General features: G+C 43.1%; 20 protein-coding genes. 12 read left to right on the forward strand and 8 right to left on the reverse strand.

The window, feature by feature from the left end; genetic code table 11:
- Positions 1 to 6: 6 nt before the first annotated feature.
- Positions 7 to 954 carry a D-2-hydroxyacid dehydrogenase gene (locus DXK30_RS11260; protein ID WP_114701766.1) on the forward strand — a complete coding sequence of 316 codons (948 nt, stop codon included), beginning with the start codon at positions 7 to 9 and terminating at the stop codon, positions 952 to 954.
- A gap of 11 nt (positions 955 to 965) precedes the next feature.
- Here the strand turns inward: DXK30_RS11260 and DXK30_RS11265 are convergent, their stop codons facing one another.
- Together DXK30_RS11265 and DXK30_RS11270 are read right to left on the reverse strand one after the other, a co-directional pair.
- Positions 966 to 2591, reverse strand: coding sequence for a flavin-containing monooxygenase (locus tag DXK30_RS11265; RefSeq protein WP_114701767.1), 1626 nt, complete (start codon positions 2589 to 2591; stop codon positions 966 to 968).
- A gap of 96 nt (positions 2592 to 2687) precedes the next feature.
- Complete coding sequence (locus tag DXK30_RS11270; RefSeq protein WP_114701768.1) at positions 2688 to 3401, reverse strand: RluA family pseudouridine synthase; 714 nt, start codon at positions 3399 to 3401, stop codon at positions 2688 to 2690.
- 481 nt (positions 3402 to 3882) lie between these two features.
- On the opposite strand from DXK30_RS11270, the gene trxA reads away from it, so the two are divergent.
- From trxA to DXK30_RS11285, 3 genes are all read left to right on the forward strand, one after another.
- On the forward strand, positions 3883 to 4209 hold the full coding sequence (trxA, locus tag DXK30_RS11275) for a thioredoxin (RefSeq protein ID WP_057761928.1): 327 nt from the start codon (positions 3883 to 3885) through the stop codon (positions 4207 to 4209).
- Positions 4210 to 4734: 525 nt separating this feature from the next.
- Positions 4735 to 6003 carry a transcription termination factor Rho gene (gene rho, locus DXK30_RS11280; RefSeq protein WP_055125334.1) on the forward strand — a complete coding sequence of 423 codons (1269 nt, stop codon included), beginning with the start codon at positions 4735 to 4737 and terminating at the stop codon, positions 6001 to 6003.
- 319 nt (positions 6004 to 6322) lie between these two features.
- Positions 6323 to 6550, forward strand: coding sequence for a glycine zipper 2TM domain-containing protein (locus DXK30_RS11285; RefSeq protein ID WP_114701821.1), 228 nt, complete (start codon positions 6323 to 6325; stop codon positions 6548 to 6550).
- Positions 6551 to 6716: 166 nt separating this feature from the next.
- Here the strand turns inward: DXK30_RS11285 and ypfJ are convergent, their stop codons facing one another.
- On the reverse strand, positions 6717 to 7604 hold the full coding sequence (gene ypfJ, locus DXK30_RS11290) for a KPN_02809 family neutral zinc metallopeptidase (protein WP_114701769.1): 888 nt from the start codon (positions 7602 to 7604) through the stop codon (positions 6717 to 6719).
- A gap of 528 nt (positions 7605 to 8132) precedes the next feature.
- Between ypfJ and DXK30_RS11295 the strand changes: the two genes are divergently transcribed.
- A complete protein-coding gene (locus DXK30_RS11295) occupies positions 8133 to 8489 on the forward strand; it encodes a hypothetical protein (RefSeq protein ID WP_114701770.1) in 357 nt (118 codons plus the stop codon).
- Positions 8490 to 8737: 248 nt separating this feature from the next.
- On the opposite strand, the gene DXK30_RS11300 is transcribed toward DXK30_RS11295, so the two are convergent.
- The 5 genes from DXK30_RS11300 to rpmI all read right to left on the reverse strand — a co-directional run bounded on the left by DXK30_RS11300 (position 8738) and on the right by rpmI (position 13897).
- Positions 8738 to 9037, reverse strand: a complete 300-nt coding sequence (locus tag DXK30_RS11300) for an integration host factor subunit alpha (protein ID WP_057761935.1) — start codon at positions 9035 to 9037, stop codon at positions 8738 to 8740.
- 215 nt (positions 9038 to 9252) lie between these two features.
- A complete protein-coding gene (pheT, locus tag DXK30_RS11305) occupies positions 9253 to 11652 on the reverse strand; it encodes a phenylalanine--tRNA ligase subunit beta (RefSeq protein WP_114701771.1) in 2400 nt (799 codons plus the stop codon).
- A gap of 188 nt (positions 11653 to 11840) precedes the next feature.
- Positions 11841 to 12896 (reverse strand): phenylalanine--tRNA ligase subunit alpha, encoded by a 1056-nt coding sequence (gene pheS, locus DXK30_RS11310; RefSeq protein ID WP_114701822.1) that lies wholly within the window; start codon positions 12894 to 12896, stop codon positions 11841 to 11843.
- A 327-nt stretch (positions 12897 to 13223) separates the two neighbouring features.
- Entirely contained in the window at positions 13224 to 13580 is a 357-nt protein-coding gene (gene rplT / locus DXK30_RS11315; protein ID WP_011281252.1) for a 50S ribosomal protein L20, read from the reverse strand.
- A gap of 119 nt (positions 13581 to 13699) precedes the next feature.
- Positions 13700 to 13897: a 50S ribosomal protein L35 gene (rpmI, locus tag DXK30_RS11320; RefSeq protein WP_057761939.1), complete on the reverse strand. Its 198-nt coding sequence runs from the start codon at positions 13895 to 13897 to the stop codon at positions 13700 to 13702.
- A 435-nt stretch (positions 13898 to 14332) separates the two neighbouring features.
- On the opposite strand from rpmI, the gene DXK30_RS11325 reads away from it, so the two are divergent.
- From DXK30_RS11325 to DXK30_RS11355, 7 genes are all read left to right on the forward strand, one after another.
- Entirely contained in the window at positions 14333 to 14776 is a 444-nt protein-coding gene (locus tag DXK30_RS11325) for an acyl-CoA thioesterase (RefSeq protein ID WP_114701772.1), read from the forward strand.
- Positions 14777 to 14964: 188 nt separating this feature from the next.
- Positions 14965 to 15822 (forward strand): phosphoribosyl-AMP cyclohydrolase, encoded by an 858-nt coding sequence (gene hisI / locus DXK30_RS11330; protein WP_114701773.1) that lies wholly within the window; start codon positions 14965 to 14967, stop codon positions 15820 to 15822.
- A gap of 218 nt (positions 15823 to 16040) precedes the next feature.
- A complete protein-coding gene (gene tatA, locus DXK30_RS11335) occupies positions 16041 to 16280 on the forward strand; it encodes a Sec-independent protein translocase subunit TatA (RefSeq protein WP_057761945.1) in 240 nt (79 codons plus the stop codon).
- Between the two features lie 26 nt (positions 16281 to 16306).
- The gene (gene tatB, locus DXK30_RS11340; RefSeq protein ID WP_114701774.1) at positions 16307 to 17047 is read left to right on the forward strand and encodes a Sec-independent protein translocase protein TatB; all 741 of its coding nucleotides are present in this window, start codon (positions 16307 to 16309) and stop codon (positions 17045 to 17047) included.
- Positions 17047 to 17979 (forward strand): twin-arginine translocase subunit TatC, encoded by a 933-nt coding sequence (tatC, locus tag DXK30_RS11345; RefSeq protein WP_114701775.1) that lies wholly within the window; start codon positions 17047 to 17049, stop codon positions 17977 to 17979. Before tatB ends, tatC begins: the two co-directional genes overlap by 1 nt.
- A gap of 216 nt (positions 17980 to 18195) precedes the next feature.
- Positions 18196 to 19695, forward strand: a complete 1500-nt coding sequence (locus DXK30_RS11350; protein ID WP_057761950.1) for a UvrD-helicase domain-containing protein — start codon at positions 18196 to 18198, stop codon at positions 19693 to 19695.
- Between the two features lie 75 nt (positions 19696 to 19770).
- Positions 19771 to 20805, forward strand: a complete 1035-nt coding sequence (locus DXK30_RS11355) for a tRNA dihydrouridine synthase (protein ID WP_114701776.1) — start codon at positions 19771 to 19773, stop codon at positions 20803 to 20805.
- Positions 20806 to 20836 lie beyond the last annotated feature (31 nt).

Genomic DNA, 20836 nt, shown 5'->3' on the forward strand with positions numbered 1-20836 from the left:
CTAGCCATGCAAGCCGTTTTTTTAGATAAAGGTACTTTTTCTGCAGGTATTGACCTGCCTGCACCAAGGGGTGTGAGCGACTACATCACTTATAACGACACGCCAAAAGACACGGCTGTCATTATTGAGCGCTGCAAAGATGCTGACATTATTATTACCAACAAAGTCCAGATTGGTGCGGAAGTAATAGAGCAACTACCGAAACTCAAGCTGATCCAACTGACTGCCACTGGCATGAACAACGTCGATCAAGAGGCTTGCGATAAGCACGGTGTTGCGCTTTTTAATGTCGCTGGTTATGCGGTGAAAAGCGTGCCCGAGCATACCTTTATGCTCATGTTAAATGCAATGCGCGCAGGCATTCATTATCATCAGAAAGTCGCTGATGGTACGTGGCTGGCAAACGGTAATTTTTGTCTGCTAGATATTCCGTTGATAGATTTGGAAGATAAGACGCTAGGTATTATCGGTATTGGCACCATCGGTAAGCGCGTGACCGATCTTGCTCGTGCCTTTGGCATGACCGTCCTATGGGCAGAACACCAAGGACGCGAACCGCGCAACGACGACTATACCGCGTTTGATGAAGTGCTAGCGCGTGCGGATGTGATCAGTCTACACTGTCCATTAAATGAACAAACTGAGCATCTTATTAATAAAGACACTCTGGCAAAAATGGCCAAACAACCGCTCATTGTCAACGTCGCACGTGGCGGCATCGTTGATAGCCAAGCATTAACTGACGCGGTTAATAGTGAGCAAATCATCGGTTATGCTAGCGATGTATTTGAACAAGAACCGATCGCTGACGATGATCCGCTCCTCAGTATCAGCGACCATCCGCGTGTTATCTTTAGTCCGCACAATGCATGGGGCAGCAAAAGCGCTCAGGAAACCTTGTGGCAGATGTTAAGCAAGCAAGTCGCTGACTTCATCGACAACCATCATCAATAATTACCAAGATGCTAACGACTAAATCGTAACCAGTCGTCTTTTACCTTGCGATACTTAAGCATGATTCGATCGCTTAGATAGTTGTTGGTCACGAACCAAGGATAGCGATCGCCTTGCTTAGGTAGCTCGTCTTTGCCGCGTCTGACATAACCAGACGATAGCGAACCCATTACGGTATCTGCTTGAGCATAGGCTGTCATATCTGCAGTCTGTGCTTGTGGTAATGCGACCTGATAGCGTTGTTTATGCATATACCCCAGCAGCCTCACTACATATTGACAGGCCAAATCTATTTTTAGTGTCCACGAGGCATTGGTATAGCCAAACAGTGCAGCCAGATTAGGTATGCCTTCTATCATGACTGCCTTATAAGTCATACGCGTGCCAATATCGACAGCTTGACCGTCGATATATACCGCAGCCCCGCCTAGCATCTGTAGCTTTAAGCCAGTCGCGGTAACAATGATATCAGCGTCGAGGTGCTGACCAGATTGCAGCATAATTCCTGTTTCAGTAAAGTGGTTTATTTGATCGGTCACCACTGTTGCACGTTTATCCTGCAGAGCTTTGAATAAATCACCGTCAGGCACCGCGCATACTCGTTGATCCCATGGATTATAGTCGGGCATAAAGTGCTTGCTGTCGACGCCGCTACCTTTCAGCTCTTTTTTCACCCCACCTTTTAAGACTGCTTTCATCACCTTGGGTGCATGAGTCGCAACTTTGTACAGGCCTTGCTGTCTCAACACATTGCGCGCACGCAGTACCGTGTAAGCTTGCTCTTTTGATAATGGTGAAAATTTGCCAGATAGCCAGTCAATAGCATGGTCATCACCCGGCACGCTTGCCACATAGGTCGGCGTACGCTGCAGCATCGTGACATGACGCGCACACTGATTACTGTCTTTATCTACTAGCGCAGGTAGCAATGTCATCGCTGTGGCACCACTACCAATGACGACGACTTTTTTATCATTATAGTCTAGATTATTCCAGTGCTGCGGATGGATAATTTGACCGTAAAAATCCTCCTCTCCATCAAAATGAGGGCGATAGCCTTGCTCATAATCATAATAACCAGTGGCACCTACGATAAACTTGGCAGTCTTAACAAACATCTCACCGCTTGCATGGTTTTTAATAGTTGCTGACCACTGTTGATCCTCACTAGACCATGATATCTGCTGAACTTCATGCTGATAATGGATATGTTCGGTCACCCCAAACTCGCGTGCCGTATCGGCGATATAGCGTTTGATATCATCGCCTGCTGCAAGCATTCTATAATCAAGCCACGGCCTAAAATTATAGCCAAAGGTCAGGGCGTCAGAGTCAGAGCGAATCCCGGGATAGGTAAATAAATCCCATGTACCACCCAAATCAGCACGCTTTTCTAAAATAGCAAAGCGCTGTAGAGATTTTTGATTATTAGTCAGTTTTACCTGCTTTTGCTTTTTTGGAGCTTTATGACCGAATAGGCCTTTATGCTGCTGTTGCTGTAAACGGCAAGCCATGCCAATACCTGCGATACCCGCACCGATAATCAATACTTCATAGTCGGCTACTTTATCCGTCTTTGATTTTCTACCTTTAAGGCGGTTTTTGATGGCCTGTTTGGTAGTGGTGATATCAAGCATACTTTCATCCTTGTATTTGCATGACTGGTATTTTATAGCTGGCTTTAGAGCCGTTGTTTATCGCATCTATTAACAGCAAGCGGCAAAATCTAATTCTTAAAATGGGCAAGGACTCTCCCAGTCCATCCAAGCACCCAGTACTGGATGCTTTAAACGCAATTGCTGTGCATGTAAGTTGAGCCTCGGAGCTATCTCTAATGCCGCACCTTCAGCATAAATCGGATCGCCAATCATCACATGATCGACATGCACCATATGTACGCGTAGCTGATGACTGCGACCCGTGACTGGCTTTAGCATGACCCTAGTGACTGCCTCGCCATTACAGGTTTCGTGAGCCAAAACTTCATATAACGTCAGCGCATGTTTTGACCAGTCGTGGTCGACGATATGACGCGGTTTGGTACTTGGCTCATAGCGTACTGGTACTGATATCTCACCAGTTGCGCCGACCTGCTCCCATTCACCAAAGACACGTGCTTGGTATTTCTTTTGCGGTAGACGCTCGATAAATTGCTTACTGATATTGGTTTGCGCTGCTGCATTTTTTGCAAAAATAAGCAGTCCCGAGGTGTCCATATCTAAGCGGTGAATCAATTTTACGGCTGGATTGGCACGCTCAAGACGAGCAAGAAGACTGACTTTGAGTGTTTTACCATCGACGCTTAATAGTCCTGCAGGTTTATCAACCACCCAAATGTCATCGTCTTCATAAACCGTAATTTCTTGCGCAAAATTTTTAAAAAACTCAAGTGGATAAGCGCTTTCTTGGGCATTGAGGGCGTTTACTTCTTCATCGGTAAAAGGCATAAATTTAACTACTTATGTAAATTGGTTTTAAGATAAGGATTTTTGGTGGCTAATATTTTGGACACGATAGCTATATTTGGCACGATAGCCATTTTATGAACAACGGTTATATGGATAAAAGGGCAAAAATTTGGCTAATTTTTAACGTTATTAATATCGCTAGCTGCTAATCACTATTTAATACATAAACAAGGTATAAAATACGACTTCTATCGCACTGAGATACATACTTTGATAAGGATAATCGTATTAAATAACAGATTAGACACTCTTGTGCTGCACCGTTTCGATTTATTGTGCTAATACTAGTTGTTAAACAATTTAACCAGCCTGTATCTGTCAAATTAGGGCAAACATGTTAATATAATGGCACATTTTCACCCCTTCTAAACAATTCTTTGACCACCAACTGATTTATTATTAAACCGATATATAGGTTGATGAGTGGTGATAGAAGTAATAAAACAAGAGAGATAAAACTATGTCAGACCTTATTGTACATACTACCGACACAGACTTTGATCAAGACGTTCTACAATCAGACGTACCTGTACTAGTAGACTTCTGGGCGCCATGGTGTGGTCCTTGTAAAGCCATTGCCCCTATTTTAGAAGATCTAGCGACTGAGTACCAAGGTAAAGTTAAAATCGTCAAAGTAGACGTAGACAACAACCCACAAGCGGCTAGCCGTTTTGGTATTCGTAACATCCCAACGCTATTTGTATTCAAAGATGGCGAAAAAGTTGATTCAGTAATGGGTCTACAGCCAAAAGCTGAATTGGCTAAAGTACTAGACAAGCATTTATAAGTTAAATTTGCCAGCTCTAGACTATCTTGGGCGGGTAAAATAGAATAACTGAGAAAGCCATTATCTGACCAAGATAGTGGCTTTTTTGCTTTTTTTTTGTGCAAAAAACTCGATAATGTGACTTTTTTGGCAAAATTTATTGACAACGCTATTGTGAAGACCGTATAGTCTGCTGACAAGAGAAAACCAACTGTTTTCCTAAGTATCTTGTCGCTATTCTCCTCGTGTTTATCAACAAAAACACAATCGTCATTATAAACACCATTGCTGAACAAAATGACTAAACGCAATTACTGATATTGAGTTTTTGACGCAGACTCTTATGTAGCCTTTTTTATCCTTATTTCTTATTACCTTGCCTCCAATGATGGCAATGCGTACATAAGCAGACATATAAAACCAAAACTACATAAACTACAGCGCTGTGCACACACCCATATCATCATATTACCGTTATTTTAATCACTGTCGTGACTTGTGCTGCTAATGGCATCTCTCATCTGATCAATTGCTAATGACCTATCTATGAATCTTACTGAATTAAAGAAAAAATCAATCGCTGAGCTATTGGCTATCGCCAAAGAAATGGGTCTTGATAATATGGCGCGTAGCCGTAAACAGGACATTATCTTTGCTATTCTAAAAACCCATGCGCGTAACGGTGAAGCCATTTATGGTGACGGCGTACTTGAGGTTCTTCCTGATGGTTTTGGATTTTTGCGCTCATCAGAAGGCTCATATTTAGCCGGTCCTGATGATATTTATGTTAGCCCTAGCCAAATTCGCCGTTTCAGCCTAAAAACTGGTGACAGTATCGCTGGTACGATTCGTCCACCAAAAGATTCTGAGCGTTATTTTGCATTATTAAAAGTTGGCGAAATCAACTTTGATACACCAGATCGCTCACGTCATAAGCTTATCTTTGAGAACCTGACACCCCTATTCCCAACTGAGCATTTAAAACTTGAGCTTGGTAACGGAACCACTGAAGATTTGACTGGTCGTATCATCGATCTAATCGCTCCGATTGGTAAAGGTCAGCGTTCTATCATCGTCGCACCGCCAAAAGCGGGTAAAACGATGTTACTACAGACCATCGCGCAATCAATCACTCGTAATAATCCGGAATGCTATTTGATCGTACTATTGATTGATGAGCGTCCAGAAGAAGTGACCGAGATGGTACGTACCGTACGCGGTGAAGTGGTCGCCTCTACCTTTGATGAGCCGCCACAGCGTCACGTACAAGTCGCTGAAATGGTTATCGAAAAAGCCAAACGTTTGGTTGAACACAAGCAAGATGTGGTGATTTTACTCGATTCGATTACGCGTCTAGCACGTGCTTATAACACGGTCATCCCATCATCAGGTAAAGTATTGACGGGTGGTCTGGATGCCAATGCCCTAGAACGTCCAAAACGTTTCTTTGGTGCTGCGCGTAACGTTGAAGAAGGTGGTAGTTTGACCATTATTGCCAGTGCTCTTATTGATACTGGTAGTAAGATGGATAGCGTCATTTTTGAAGAATTTAAGGGAACTGGTAACCAAGAGATTACGCTTGAGCGTGACTTGGCTGAAAAACGTGTATTCCCTGCGATTAATATCAAAAAATCTGGTACACGCCGCGAAGAGCGTCTATTGGACGAAGACAAACTGCGTAAAGTGTGGATTTTACGTAAACTGCTTCAACCGATGGATGGCGTACAAGCGACTGAGTTCTTGTTAGATCGCTTGAAAGAAGCTAAAACCAATGATGAATTCTTTGAGCAAATGAAGCGTAAATCGCAAAACTAATTCTTAGTTAGTTTGCTAGACATATTTAGCTTTGATTCAGTATTAAGACTACCTATAGGTAGTCTTTTTTATGGCAGCATCAGAATATTAATGTCTCGACCAGTTAGAATTCAATTTTCACTATCGTTCACAGGCTCTGCCGATGATACAGTGCGGCAACATCGCTTACATCTTGTTTGCAAAGTTTAGCGTTTTTACTACGCCTATATTGTTAGCAACGGACTATTATGACAAATACTAGGAATATGCTTGAAAATATCATAGACATAGTATGTTAAAGGTATTGTATCTTAAACTTGATGACTTAATAGGTGATAATATGAAATTTGCTAAAACGATCGTAATGACCGCAATTACTAGCTCAGCACTAATCATGACTGGTTGCAACTCTTATAGCGGTATGAGTAACACAGCTAAAGGCGCTACTGCTGGCGCAGCTGCTGGCGCCCTTATCAGAAGTAAAGGCGATAGCAAAGATATCGCTCGTGGTGCATTGGCTGGTGCAGCTATTGGCGGTGCTGGTGGTTACGTTATTGATAACAACTAAACCCTTCTACTATAATGTTATTTGACAATTGTTTGAGTGATATTAGCTAAAAGATGATTAAAAAAGCCTGCAGTTGATTGCAGGCTTTTTTATGTCTTAATTTTTATTACCAGTCTATGAGCGCTGGACTTTCGTTAAAAACCATCGGTGTTAAAAGGTACTGCTATTAAAGTGCACCACTGAACGTATCACAAGATTGTACATTACCGCTTTCCAGTCCACGAGTGAACCATTCGACACGTTGTTGACTAGTACCATGAGTAAAGTTATCGGGCACTACTGCACCGCCACTCGCTTTCGCTAGACGATCATCACCAATTTGACCAGCAGCGTTCACTGCTTCATCAATGTCACCAGCCTCTAAAAACTGTACACGCTCTTGATTGCGCTGTGCCCATACACCGGCAAAACAGTCCGCCTGTAACTCTTGCAATACTGACAGCTTATTGGACTGTGCTTGAGTCACTTGCTGACGAGCTTCATTGACCTGTTGGCTAATGCCTAGTAGCGTCTGTACATGATGACCTACTTCATGTGCTATCACGTAGGCCTGTGCGAAATCGCCAGCCTTGCCTTGGTTCTCTTGACCACCAGAGCCTTGCTGATCGCCCGAAATACCAAGATTTTGGCGCATCTCTACAAAGAATGACGTATCCAAATAAACAGTCTGATCCCCTGGACAATAAAATGGACCGGTTGCAGAGCTAGCACTACCACATGCCGAGCTGACCTGACCGTTAAAGAGAATCAACGATGGCTCTTTATAAGTACTACCCGCCTCGTTAAATATTTGGTGCCAGACTTCTTCTGTATCTGCTAGTACAACTTTCACAAACTGCGTGTCTCGGTCTGTACTGGTTGCCAGCTCGGTAGATGACTCACTACCACCACCTGTGACCGCTTGTCCTGTCTGTAATGCGGTCATTGGGTTTACCCCAAATACCAACCATAAAATACCAGCGATAATAATGCCGCCAATACCACCGCCGATCATCTTACCGCCACCTGTGCTAGAGCGCACATTCGAGCTGCCTCGTCTACCTTGCCATTTCATAATTATATTCCTCAAATATAGATTGATTCATTATTTCTATTAACCACTACTTCTATTAATCATTACTTATGTTATATATTATTTAGCCAATTAATTCACGCTATGACCTAGTCTACTATCCTAAAAGCAGGTAGAAACCTATAAAATTGCTAACTTAACTAGGGTTTATGTAATATAAGATGATAATCGGACTATTTAATTTAATTTTTACCCATAGAAATGGGGTTAATATCGACAATTTGAGATAAGAAACAAGAACCAAAAAAGCGCTTAATCCCTCTGATGTCATTGATTATACGTCGATTAATCTGGTTTCTTGTATTAAAAAGTATATCGAACAGACAAAGTAAAATATTATTTTAACTTTTATTGTTACTTAATTGTACAGGCTATTTTCATTTACATAGAAAACATATAGAATGCGTGGAAGCTGAGTAGCTGTAACTAAGACTAGTTGAAATTTGAGAAATCTCAGATTTTGACCTTTGTTGCTGCTACTGCTCATTTCATTTTTCCGGAGAAAACCATATGAAACTTAAATTACTTGCTCTAGCTGGTATCATGACTGCAACTATGGGCCTTACTGCCTGTGATAGCAACAAAGAAAACGCTGCAGAAGATTTATCTGACGCGCAAGAAGAAGTGCAAGACGCTTCTGAAGAGCTAAACGAAGCTGCTGCTGAAGGCGAAATGACTGCTGATGCTGACGCTGCTGTTGCTGGCGCTGAAGCTGACATCGCTGATGCTCAAGAAGCAACTGCTACTGACGAAATGGACGCTGAAGTTCCTGTAGACGGTACTACTACTAGCGTAGACGTAGCTAGCGAAACTGATACTGCTGCTGTTGATGCAGCTGATGAAGTTGTAGTTGAAGAAGCTCAGTAATTTATTGTTCATACAATAGATAAACTGCAGTAAAAAAAAGAGAGCCTATGCTCTCTTTTTTTACGTCTATCATTTATGATCTTAGTAAGATGCTACGTTATAAATAACCATAGTGTACGAGTCATGCTGCAATCTCTAAATACGTAAATGTATGCAAAAAAATAACTAAGTGCAAATACGCACTAGCATTCTTGGAAACTCACGATAAAGCAGGCACGCTATTATTTAGGGTAATGCCAAATTAGGTATTAGCTATCAAACAAACGCTCGTCAACCTTTTGACGAAATTTCTGTCCTGTTTTAAAGGTAACCACACGGCGCGCGGATACTGCAACAGGTTCCCCTGTTTTAGGGTTACGGCCTGGACGGCTGTTTTTATCTTTAAGCTCAAAGTTGCCAAAGCCTGAAAGCTTGACCTCTTTGCCATCAATCAAACTCTCTGACAGCTCATCAAAAAAGTTCTCCACCAGACAGCGGCCTTCTTGGCGTGTTAGGTTTAGGTGACTCATCAAATGCTCAATCATGTCAGATTTGGTTAAGGTGCTCACAGTACGACTCCTATGCTATGTCGTGATGTCGAATATCATGGTTTAGCGGTATGAGGGTTAAGGCTAGCTATTATAAAGGTTTTTTGACCGTTTTTTAACAAAGTCTTCATTAAAATCCTTTATTAATAACTACTTAACTTATTCTATGAATAGCAATGCTCCGTAGCCTCATGGTAAAAAGACTACAGAGCATTGGGTATAATACTTCCTAAATGTTAGCTGTCGCGCAGCTGTACAGAATGCTGGTCAGTTAGCGCTTGTACCACTTTATCTGTGGCAGTCTTGACGGCTTCGTCAGACAGCGTTTGCGTACTGTCTTGCCATATCAGTGCAAACGCTAGTGAGCGCTGACCTTCTGGTACTTTGTCACCTTGATAAACATCAAATAACCAAAGATCAGTCAACAAATCACCTGCCGCAGTTCGCACCGTTGTCTCTAGTGTCTGCAAACTGATGTCACTGTCTACCAAGATAGCAATATCGCGGCGTACTTGCGGGAACTTGCTTGGTGTCGTGATAGCATGCTGCTCACGTGCAATCGTCAATAGCGGTGCTAGTGACAATTGAGCGACCCATGTAGTCGGCAGATCTAACTGCTTAGCAGTATTTGGGTGCAACTGACCCAACCAACCAACGTATATATCATCGATGTATAACTCAGCGCTTTGTCCTGGATGCAGGAAGCTCAGCGTACTACGCTCATAGCGGATACGTGCGCTATCGATTTGTGCTGGTAATAGCTGCTCAATATCATGCTTTAGATCATAAAAATCTAACGCACGATTCTGATAAGCTTGCTCGCTCCATATATCGCCAACTGCGACTAAAGCAATACTTGGCGTTTGTACTAAGTCACTAATGCTTTGTCCAACAAAGCTAAGACCTGTCTCAAAGAAACGTACGCGCGGCTGCTGACGATTTAAATTATATTGCACGCAAGGCAGTAGGCTCGATAGCAAGGTACGACGCATAACGGCCAAATCACTGGAGATAGGATTTGCCAGTGCCAATACCTCCCCTAGCGCTTCGTCATCAAGCAATGCTTCTAGTTTTGCATCACTAAAGCTAAAGCTAATCGCTTCCATATAGCCGTTGTCGACCAATGCGAGCTTCATCTCATGCGTCAAATCTGCAGTATCATCATAATCCATGCTGACTTGCAAATGTGGCAGGACGCTTGGAATATTGTCATAGCCATAGATACGAGCAATCTCTTCGATTAAATCCTCGCGGATACTCATATCAAAACGATAAGATGGCGGCTTGCAAATCAGTGAATCGCTCTGCTGCTCTACATCAAAACCCAATTGGGTCAAGATACGTACCATCTCAGATGGTTCAATATCAATCCCAATGACATCACGAACTTTCGTGATTGGCAATGTAATCGGTGCGCGTGCTGGCAAATGCTCAAGGTTTTCGGCCGTGACTATTTGACCTGCTTCCCCGCCAGTGATACTGGTGATTAAATCACAAGCTCGTGCCAACGCCAATACCGGCAATTCAAAGTCGACGCCACGCTCAAAACGCTGTGATGCGTCCGTATGTAGCCCGAAACGACGTGCACGCGCAGCGATAGCTAACTGATTAAAGAAAGCACTTTCTACAACGATATTGGTAGTGCTATCAGTGACACTGCTACGCTGACCACCCATGATACCAGCCAGTGCCAAGGCACCTTTATCATCAGCAATCACAAGCTCATCACCCGTCAAGGTAACGGTTTGCTCATTTAGCAAAGTAATGGTTTCATCAGGCTGTGCCAAACGTACAACGATATCACCTTCGATCGTGTCTGCGTCAAACGCATGTAACGGTTGACCTAATTCCATCAATACATAGTTGGTCACATCGACCAAGAAGTTATGTGAACGTAGTCCTGATTGTACCAGCGCATCTTGCATCCATTTCGGAGTATCGATGCTACGATCAATATTGCGAATCGATTGCAACAGATAGCGAGGACACGCTTCCTTTGCATCGACTGTCACAACTGGTGTTGCAGCAGTGCCAGCAGTATTGGCCGAGATTTCTGGCATTTGTACAGGTAAGTCGTTGATGACTGATATTTCGCGAGCGATACCACGTACGCTAAAGCAATCACCACGGTTTGGGGTGATAGAGATATCCAATATTTGATTATCTAGACCTAGATATTCACGAATATCTGTACCAACTGGTGCATCTTCAGGCAATTCAAGCAAGCCATCTATATCATCGACCAAATCAATTTCAGAAGCGCCACATAGCATGCCATTTGAGGCCACACCGCGGAGCTTACTCTTTTTGATTTTAAACCCTTTCTTATCATCGCTTGGCAATACCGCACCAACGGTAGCAACCGGTGCTTTCATACCGACGGTCACATTAGGCGCGCCGCAGACAATTTGTAGCGGCTCAGCATCACCGATATTTACTTGAGTGACACGTAATTTATCTGCATCAGGATGCTGCTCAACGCTGATGACTTCACCGACAACCACACCGCTAAAAGCACGGGCAACCGCATAGCGATCATCAATCTCAAGACCTGCCATAGTCAACTGTTCGGCTAACTGTTCGCTAGTATTTGTAGGGTTTACCCACTGACGTAGCCACTGTTCGCTAATTTTCATAAATATCTCGGATCAGAATTTTATAATAAAGATGTTGGAGTAAAGCTTGGCGAATTCGCTTGCTATAGTCAATCTTATATAAATTAGATACAGCGTCAGGCTCGTTCAGTCTACGATTTGTAGCACTTTCACTCACTTTCCTTGGATCTAAATTATCTTGAACTAACTATATAGGTATAAAGAAAACTCTAGCCAAATTGCTTTAAGAAGCGCACGTCATTTTGGAAAAACAAGCGCAAGTCATCAATACCGTAATAAAGCATCGCAAAGCGCTCGATACCCATACCAAAAGCAAAGCCAGTGTATTTATCGCTATCAATACCGCAATTGGTCAATACTTGTGGATGCACCATGCCGCAACCCATTACTTCAAGCCACTTGCCATTGTCATCTAAGATATCCACTTCTGCAGACGGCTCAGTGAATGGGAAAAACGACGGACGGAAACGTACGGTCAGCTCTTTGGCAAAGAACGCTTCTAGAAACTCACTGATTAAACCTTTTAGCTCAGCAAAAGTACTCGACTCGGTGACCATAAGGCCTTCTAGCTGATGGAACATCGGCGAATGAGTTTGATCTGAGTCGTTACGATAAACACGGCCTGGGCAAATGATGCGAATCGGCGGCTCATTTTTTTCCATGGTACGAATCTGAACAGGGCTGGTATGCGTACGCAATAGATAATGCGCATCAAAATAGAATGTATCATGCATCGCGCGCGCAGGATGGTGCGACGGGATATTCAACGCTTCAAAATTATAGTAGTCGCTCTCGACTTCAGGACCGGTTGCGACATTGAAACCCGCTTGAATAAAGTACTGCTGCATACGCTGAGTAATCATGGTCACTGGATGCAGATGACCTTTTTGACCACCGCGAGCAGGCAAAGTGATATCAATGCTCTCGCTTTCTAGCTTGGCATTGAGCGCGGCGACTTCTAGTTGCTGCTGTTGGTCTGTCAGTGCTTGCTGAATGCGGCTACGTACTTGATGCAACCAGCCGCCATAAGTTTTTTTATCGTCAGCATCAAGCTTGCCCATCTGCTTTGACCAGCCCGTTAACGGACTCTTTTTACCAGTCAATTGCACACGAAAATCTTGCAGTGTGCGCGCATCAGTTACTTGTAGGATTAGGGCTTCAGCAGCACTCGCAAATTCGGTAAGTTGAGCTTCGTTAAGCTCATTGAGCTCTGAAGACAAGGTCGGTAGCGCCGACAAGTCGTTGGTGGCAGCAGGGTTAGTCATAAGACGCATTATTCCTGATTTGAACGGACTATTAATTGTAGGGATTTGACCAAATATTGCAAACCATTTATCCAGCTATGTTTATATAAAAGATTAATACAAAGGCTGGTTATAAGAATGGCTTGAATATTTAGACGATAATAAGCGTATTTTTGCTCGACAAAGTTCAATATAGAGCACGCTTAAAATAATTTAATATAAAAAAAGCCACCGACCAGCGGTAGCTTTTATTAATATCATACTATTAATCAATATTAGTCCTATCCATTTAGACAATTGCTTATAAATAATTATTTAAAAGCATCATACCCAAAGGACGGTTAATATTTAGGCCAATTCCGCTTTTGCTTTTTCGACCAATGCTGTGAAAGTCGCTGCATCATGCATAGCGATGTCTGCTAGAACGCGACGATCGATTGCGATGTTTGCTTTTTTCATACCATTGATGAAGCGGCTATAGCTTAAGCCGTTTAAGCGTGCACCAGCATTGATACGTGCGATCCAAAGACGACGGAAAGTACGTTTCTTGTTGCGACGGTCACGATAAGCATATTGACCAGCTTTGGTCACTGCCTGTACCGCTACGCGGTAAACACGTGAACGGGCACCGTAGTAGCCTTTTGCGCGCTTTAAGATTTTTTTGTGACGGCGATTTGCCTGTACACCACGTTTTACACGGGCCATAATTTACTCCAAGATTTTTTAATCACTGTTAAGCGAGTGATGATGCCGTTAAATAACAAACATCATTGTCAGATTGCAAAGTCAAATATTTTCAATCAAAGATAGATGACGGTAGGCTATTAAATGTATGGGCACATACGACGAACTGCTGCTTCGTCAGACTTGTGCACCAACTTAAGACCACGCAATTGGCGAATACGCTTAGCTGATTTCTTGGTCAAAATATGGCTTTTGAATGCTTGCTTACGCTTGAAGCCATTCGCTGTTTTTTTGAAGCGTTTAGCTGCGCCGCTTCTGGTTTTCATCTTAACTTTCATGATGATTTGCCTCTTTTTCTGTTTTAGAACCTGGTCGTCAAATAGTCACACTGAATAATCGTTATATAAATAACCACTAAACCTCTATTTGCCTCGAGGTGGGAGGCGCTATTTTAGCAGATAGTTCCTTGTTTTGCCAAGTAAAGTTTTGGCGAGGTTTTAGTAGACAATATAGACAAGTAATCAGCATCAAATAAGCGATAGCGGCTCCCCTAAAAGCACCAATAAAATGGCTGATTTTTATCCAAATAGATTGAATGTCAGCCTAAGCTGTGCTTAAGTAGAGACTGAGCTATATTTTCATATAAACACTATTAAAACCACCTTATTCACCATGAGTATTTACGCTGTAATATATAGCTATAACGATAACAATGCTGCCAACATATAGCGCGATAAGTAGAACAATCTTTGGCCATCACTCTAGGAGATAGTGTGTCAAAACAAGAGTTAGTATTCGACGACGACTTGTTTGTTTTTGAGACAGTGATGCGTGTGCGTCATACGGAAGCCGACGCAGGACAGCACATGACGGTCGAATCTCTGACAGCGCTATTGTCCGAAGCACGGCTAAGATTTTTATACGCTAAAGGTGTCAAAGAAATCAACGCAGACCATCAAGGCTTAATTATTGATAAATTGCAGCTAGATATTGTGAGCCGTATCCGCGTACGAGAAGAGCTGTTATTTGAAGTTGGTGTTGAGCCAATATATGATAATGGCGGTAATATAATCCTAAAGGTCACGCGAATGCATACGGGCGAAATAGTAGTAAAAGCGCGCCAGCATTTTAGAGGTTACGACTTTAGCCTCAATAAAGTGACTAAGCTTGATAACACGATCAAAGAAGCACTGTATCCGCATTTATTTAGACTGTAGAATCGCTTGTCATAAATAGTATGCTGTCATTTAGCATAATTGCATTTTATAGTGCATTTAGTTGACATCATATTGCTAGTTGTCAGCATATTACAGAGCATTTTAGATAATCTCCCCGCTTTAATCATAAGTAGTATAATTGCTTATCACTCTTTTTCACTTTCTACCTATAAGACGACAAATACATTATGACTTTACCTGCTTGGCTGACTGCCGTAACTTTTAATGATGATGGTTTGATTCCTGCAATTGCTCAAGATCATCAAACAGGTCGTATTTTGATGATGGCGTGGATGAATGCAGAAGCATTACAGCTCACCGCACAAACACAGACAGCGGTTTATTTTTCACGCTCGCGAGTCAAACTGTGGCACAAAGGTGAGTCATCAGGTCATACGCAAACCGTACATGATATTCGTCTAGACTGTGATGCAGATGTGATTGTGCTTAGTGTCACTCAGGTTGGCGGCATTGCTTGCCATACAGGACGTGAGTCGTGCTTTTATCAGCGTTTGGATTTATCAGGCCAAACGCCTGAATGGCAAACCGTCGATAAAGTGCTAAAAGACCCTGCGGATATTTATCATTCTCATGAATCTACTAGCGACACTCATGAAACTGAAAACACTGGCGCGAATACTGACTCGGATACTATCCAAACACAAACTGATACTGCTCAAGCACAAGTCAATAAAGCCTCTGTATTGCAGCAGCTTGATAGCGTATTAGCAGAGCGCAAACAAGCCGATGCCGACAGCTCTTATGTGGCCAGCCTGTACGCCAAAGGATTAAATAAGATATTAGAAAAAGTTGGTGAAGAGAGCACAGAGAGTATCATCGCTGCCAAAGATTTTGCTAACTGCGATGAGAGTACAGACAAAGCAAGCTATGATGAAGCTCGTCATGAGCTGATCTATGAAGTCGCCGATGTCTGGTTCCATACCTTGGTTGGACTGGCATGGTTTGATATAGAGTCGGATGCCGTGTTAAACGAGCTAGGCAGACGTTTTGGGTTATCCGGTATCGATGAAAAAGCCGCTAGATAAGCCTAAATAAAAAATAAACGTCTATTTTATTGGATTATTGTTGCTTTCACCTATTTGTAATAAGTGCAGGTTATAATATAGCTCTGTTTTATCTCGCATTATATGTCGATACTTTTTGTTTGCTAGTTGGACCTTTTTGCAAACTAAAAGCAGGCATATAAAGACTGAAAACCAAGTCACAAAATCAGGTCACAAAACCAGGTCACAAGGATACCATTATGGGTAGTTTTTCTATTACACATTGGCTGATACTATTGGTCGTTGTCGTTGTCGTGTTTGGCACCTCAAAACTCAGAAATGCTGGTAAAGATTTGGGCGGTGCTGTGAAAGGCTTTAAAGAAGCTGTCAAAGATGAAAATACAGAGCATGCCAAAAAACACGCGGTTCTTGACCACGATGCAACGGCACACACTGAAGAGCGCTCAACCACCAAGGTTGATGATAAGCATAACGTATAGCATCTAAACAGTGACATCGGACCATTATGTTTGATATCGGGTTTTCTGAACTACTTCTCTTTGGCGTTATCGCCCTAATCGTACTGGGCCCAGAAAAGCTGCCACAGGCAGCGCGCACTGCTGGGCAATGGTATGCCAAAATTCGCCGTACAGTCTCAACATTGCAGTCTGAAATAGAGGCTGAGCTTGACTTGGCTGAGACACGCCAGCAAATGCAAAAAGAGCTTGCTAAAATTCGCCAGACTGAAGCTGAAATGAGGCGTGAGATGGCTGAAATGCGCGGTAATATGAAAGCTTTTGAAAGCTCACATAGTCCTGCTGCGATAGCTTCTGAAGCATCTACAAATGCTGAAAACAGCAAAGGCGACGAAGCTCATGAAAATAACCGCACACAAAAGCAGCAATCAGCTGCGCCAAAAGCATTCGACTATGCTTATGCCTCTGACGAGCAGCCAGATACATTAGAAAATGGCCAATTATCGAAGCGCGGTCACAGCGGTGACAATATAAATGATCCAAATATAAATGATGCAAATGTAGATGATGCAAATGTAGATGATGCAAATGTGAGCGATAACGCCAAGGCAGCGCCAGTTGTTCAGACCATCACTACTCGTCCATGGGAAAACATGTGGTTTCGGCTGGGCGCTTATGACAAAGCACGTCGGCTCCCAATGCCACCATATGTGCCAAATTATAAAGCGGATGCCCTACTCAACAGTCCTGCCAACATGCAGACTTCTGACCATAAGCAGGAGACTGATTGATGTCATTATTCAAGCGCAAAAAAAGTCGTCAAGAGAAAATCGCTGTTTCTGCCATTACTGACCAAGATGTTATTGATCAAGAAGCTATCGATCAAGATGCCTTTAATAAAGACCCTCTTAATCAAGGTGCTGAAGCAACGACCAATACCACTCAAGATAAAAAATCAGATGATGTTTTAAGCCCTTTGGCTGATATGCCTATTACCGAGCATTTGATTGAGCTGCGTCGGCATTTGATCAAAATATGTGTGGCGGTACTGATAATATTTTTAGGTTTGGTCGGTTATTCGCGCGAGCTATATAACTTGTTGTCTGACCCATTAGTTGCACAGTTACCTGCCAACTCGACCATGATTGCCACCGATATCACGTCAAACTTTATGGCGCCGATACGTCTGACCGTATTCGTAGCCGCGTTTTTGGCGATGCCCTATATCCTTTATCAAATTTGGTCATTTGTAGCGCCCGGTCTGTATAAGAAAGAAAAGAAAATCGCTATTCCAGTGCTGCTATCTTCTATATTTTTGTTTTATGCTGGTGTGGCTTTTTCTTACTTTATTGTGCTCAAAGGGGTCTTAAAGTTCTTCATTATGTTTGCCCCGCAAAACGTACTACCCATGACGGATATCGACAGCTATCTCAGTTTTGCCTTAAAATTATTTATGGTATTCGGCTTAACGTTTGAGATTCCAGTCGTTACTTTGCTATTGATATTGGCAGGTATTGTCTCCATTCAGAGCTTAGAAGAAAAACGTCGTTATATCATTGTAGGCTGTTTTGCTGTGGCTGCCGTTGTCACGCCGCCAGATGGCGTATCGATGCTCATGCTAGCGATTCCGATGTGGTTGTTGTTTGAGCTTGGTTTGTTTTTGGCGAAGATTTTGATCAAAGAAGAGCCCAGTCCTACTCTCGTATCGACAGACAAAGAATAAAACACTTACTAGTCTAATCTAGACTAAAATAAAGTTATTGATTACATATAGCTATGCGTTAAACTACCATTACACCGTTTTATTCTTGCCTCATTAGTAAGCTGATTGCTTATTATCACGTTTTAGCATCACCATCATCTATAAGCCATTGTTTACCCAGTGGCTTTTTTTGCCCCTTTTGTTTTTAATCAATTTTTGTATTTAGGTAGCTTTATTATGTCCGCATCTATGCCAGCTTATATGAGCGATCCCACTGACGAGCAGCTGAGCGCGCTGAATATGGCGATGGATCACAAGTCGTTTAAAGTGGTCGCTTATGCTGGGGCCGGTAAGACAACGACGCTCAAACTAATTGGTGAACGCTTACGTGGACGCGGACTGTATCTGGCTTTTAACAAAGCGATTGCCAATGATGCTCGTTCAAAGTTTCCACCGCATGTAGAGTGCCGTACTTTTCATTCACTAGCTTATCGTCATGTTGCTCGTGATATTACCGCCAAGCTATCTTTGCCGCGCTTTTCACCTAAGCGTCTCGGTGATGATTTAGGACTACAGCCTGTACAAGTACGTCGACAAATGGATGGGGTTAATAAATACATTACGCTGACACCCGCACGATTGTCTCGGTTCGTCAGCGATGCAGTAAGTAATTTTTGTAGCACGCATGCCAGCTACCCTGCGCCAAGGCATATACTGTTCCCAAGTTGGCTCGATGACTCGGATGCGGAGCAGCTACGTGAGATGCTCTATCCTGCTGTTGAGCAGCGCTGGTTACAGTCGATTGATGCGCGTCACCCTGCTGGTATTGGCCATGATATTTATCTCAAGCTTTGGGCACTATCTAAGCCTAGTATTCCAGCGGACTTTATCTTATTTGATGAAGCACAGGATGCAGATCCATTGATGATGGGTATTTTGACGCAGCAGTCGAGACAAGTCATCTATGTGGGCGATGCGCATCAGCAGATTTATGAATGGCGCGGCGCGGTCAATGCGATGAAAAAGTTGCCATTGCCGCAGACATTATTGACGCAATCTTTTCGCTTTGGTGAGCCGATTGCAGAAGTGGCCAATACTCTACTAAAAGCACTACAAGAGGACGTACCGCTAAAAGGTAACCCGAATAAGCAGTCTTCTACCGATAAGGGCATGGTACATAGTAAGAAAGATGCTATTTTGTGCCGTACCAATGCTGCTGCTATGTCACAACTATTGACAGGGCTAAAGCACGGGCATCGCGTGGCGCTACAAGCGGATACCGACCGTATGCTCAAATTCTGTCAGGCAGCCGAAAACTTAAAAAATGGTAAATCGGCTTACGGTGTACCTGAGCTGGCTTATTTTTATAACTGGGGTGATGTGCAAGAGTACGCCGAAACCAATGAGGGTAGCGATCTCAAAACACTGGTCAAACTGGTCGATGACCACGGTACCAATGTCTTGAGTCAAGCGGTAAATAGTCTCACCAGTATCGAAAATGCGGATTACGTCATCTCTACCGCGCATAAAGCCAAAGGGCTTGAATGGGGAAAAGTACAACTAGATGATGATTTTTACTACGATGTGACCACCAACGCGGTCAAGATTAGTCCAGAAGAGTTGCGTTTGCTCTACGTTGCTTGCACGCGCGCGCAAAGCAATTTGGATATTCATAATATTAAAGACTTGATATCAGGATTACAGACGGGCAAAAAAGTGATTTTTGGTAATACTTAATTACCCTCCACCTTTGTCAGCCTCAAGTTTTATTCTACCTTTCTCATAATGATCCTTTAGCAGTGAATCACTAGCATGAATAATAACCAACAACTTCAAACGCGTCAAAATACTATCCATCAGTTATTTGCGACTCCCGTGCGTTTGCTCGCGCCTATGGAGGGCTTGACCGATCCATTAATGCGCCAAATTTTAACGCAGATTGCCTCAGATTTGGGGCGGCCCTATGATTGGTCAGTCAGTGAGTTTATTCGCATCACTCAGCATGTCTTGCCTGCGCATGTGTTTTATAAATATGTGCCCGAGCTACATCATGATGCCAAAACGGCTTCTGGTACGCCTATTCATGTACAGATTTTGGGTAGCGAAGCGCAGCTTATGGCAGAAAATGCCGCGTACGCTTGTGAGCTTGGCGCGCCTGCTATCGACATCAACTTTGGATGTCCTGCAAAAACGGTCAATAGTCATCGCGGTGGTTCAGTACTGCTGGATGAACCTGAAACAATGTATCAGATTATCAGTGCCGTACGCCAAGCCGTTCCCGCCCATATACCAGTATCAGCTAAGATTCGTCTGGGCTATACCGACACTAGCCGAATGGATGATATTCGCGGCGCGATTGCTTCTAGCGGTGCTGATTGGCTAACCATCCATGCACGCACTAAGACCCAAGGCTATAAGCCGCCCGCCTATTGGGACAAAATTCAAAGTTTTAATGCGCTCGATATTCCAGTCATTGCCAATGGAGAAATTTGGAACTTTGAGCATGCGCAAAACTGTATGACACAAGCAGGTACACCGCATTTGATGTTAGGTCGCGGCGCAGTAACACGTCCTGATTTAGTGGCACAGGTTGATAATGATACTGAAAACAGTACTGATAGCGTAGAGAATACGGCTACATTGTTATGGCAAGATTTAATCGCGCATCAGGTTAGGTTTTTGGAAGGTGAGGCAAAGAACGATGTGGTGTTAGTCGGACGCTATAAGCAATGGCTAGGGATGCTCACCAAAGGCTATGTTGAGGCACAAACAGTGTGGGAAAGTATCAAACGAGAGAAAAATAAAGCGGTGATTATTAGCGCCCTACAAGCAAGCGTACGAAATTAATCACCTGCTTGTATTTGAGCATTTTGGCAGT

It is taken from the genome of Psychrobacter proteolyticus, assembly GCF_003350005.1.
GTDB lineage: Bacteria > Pseudomonadota > Gammaproteobacteria > Pseudomonadales > Moraxellaceae > Psychrobacter > Psychrobacter proteolyticus.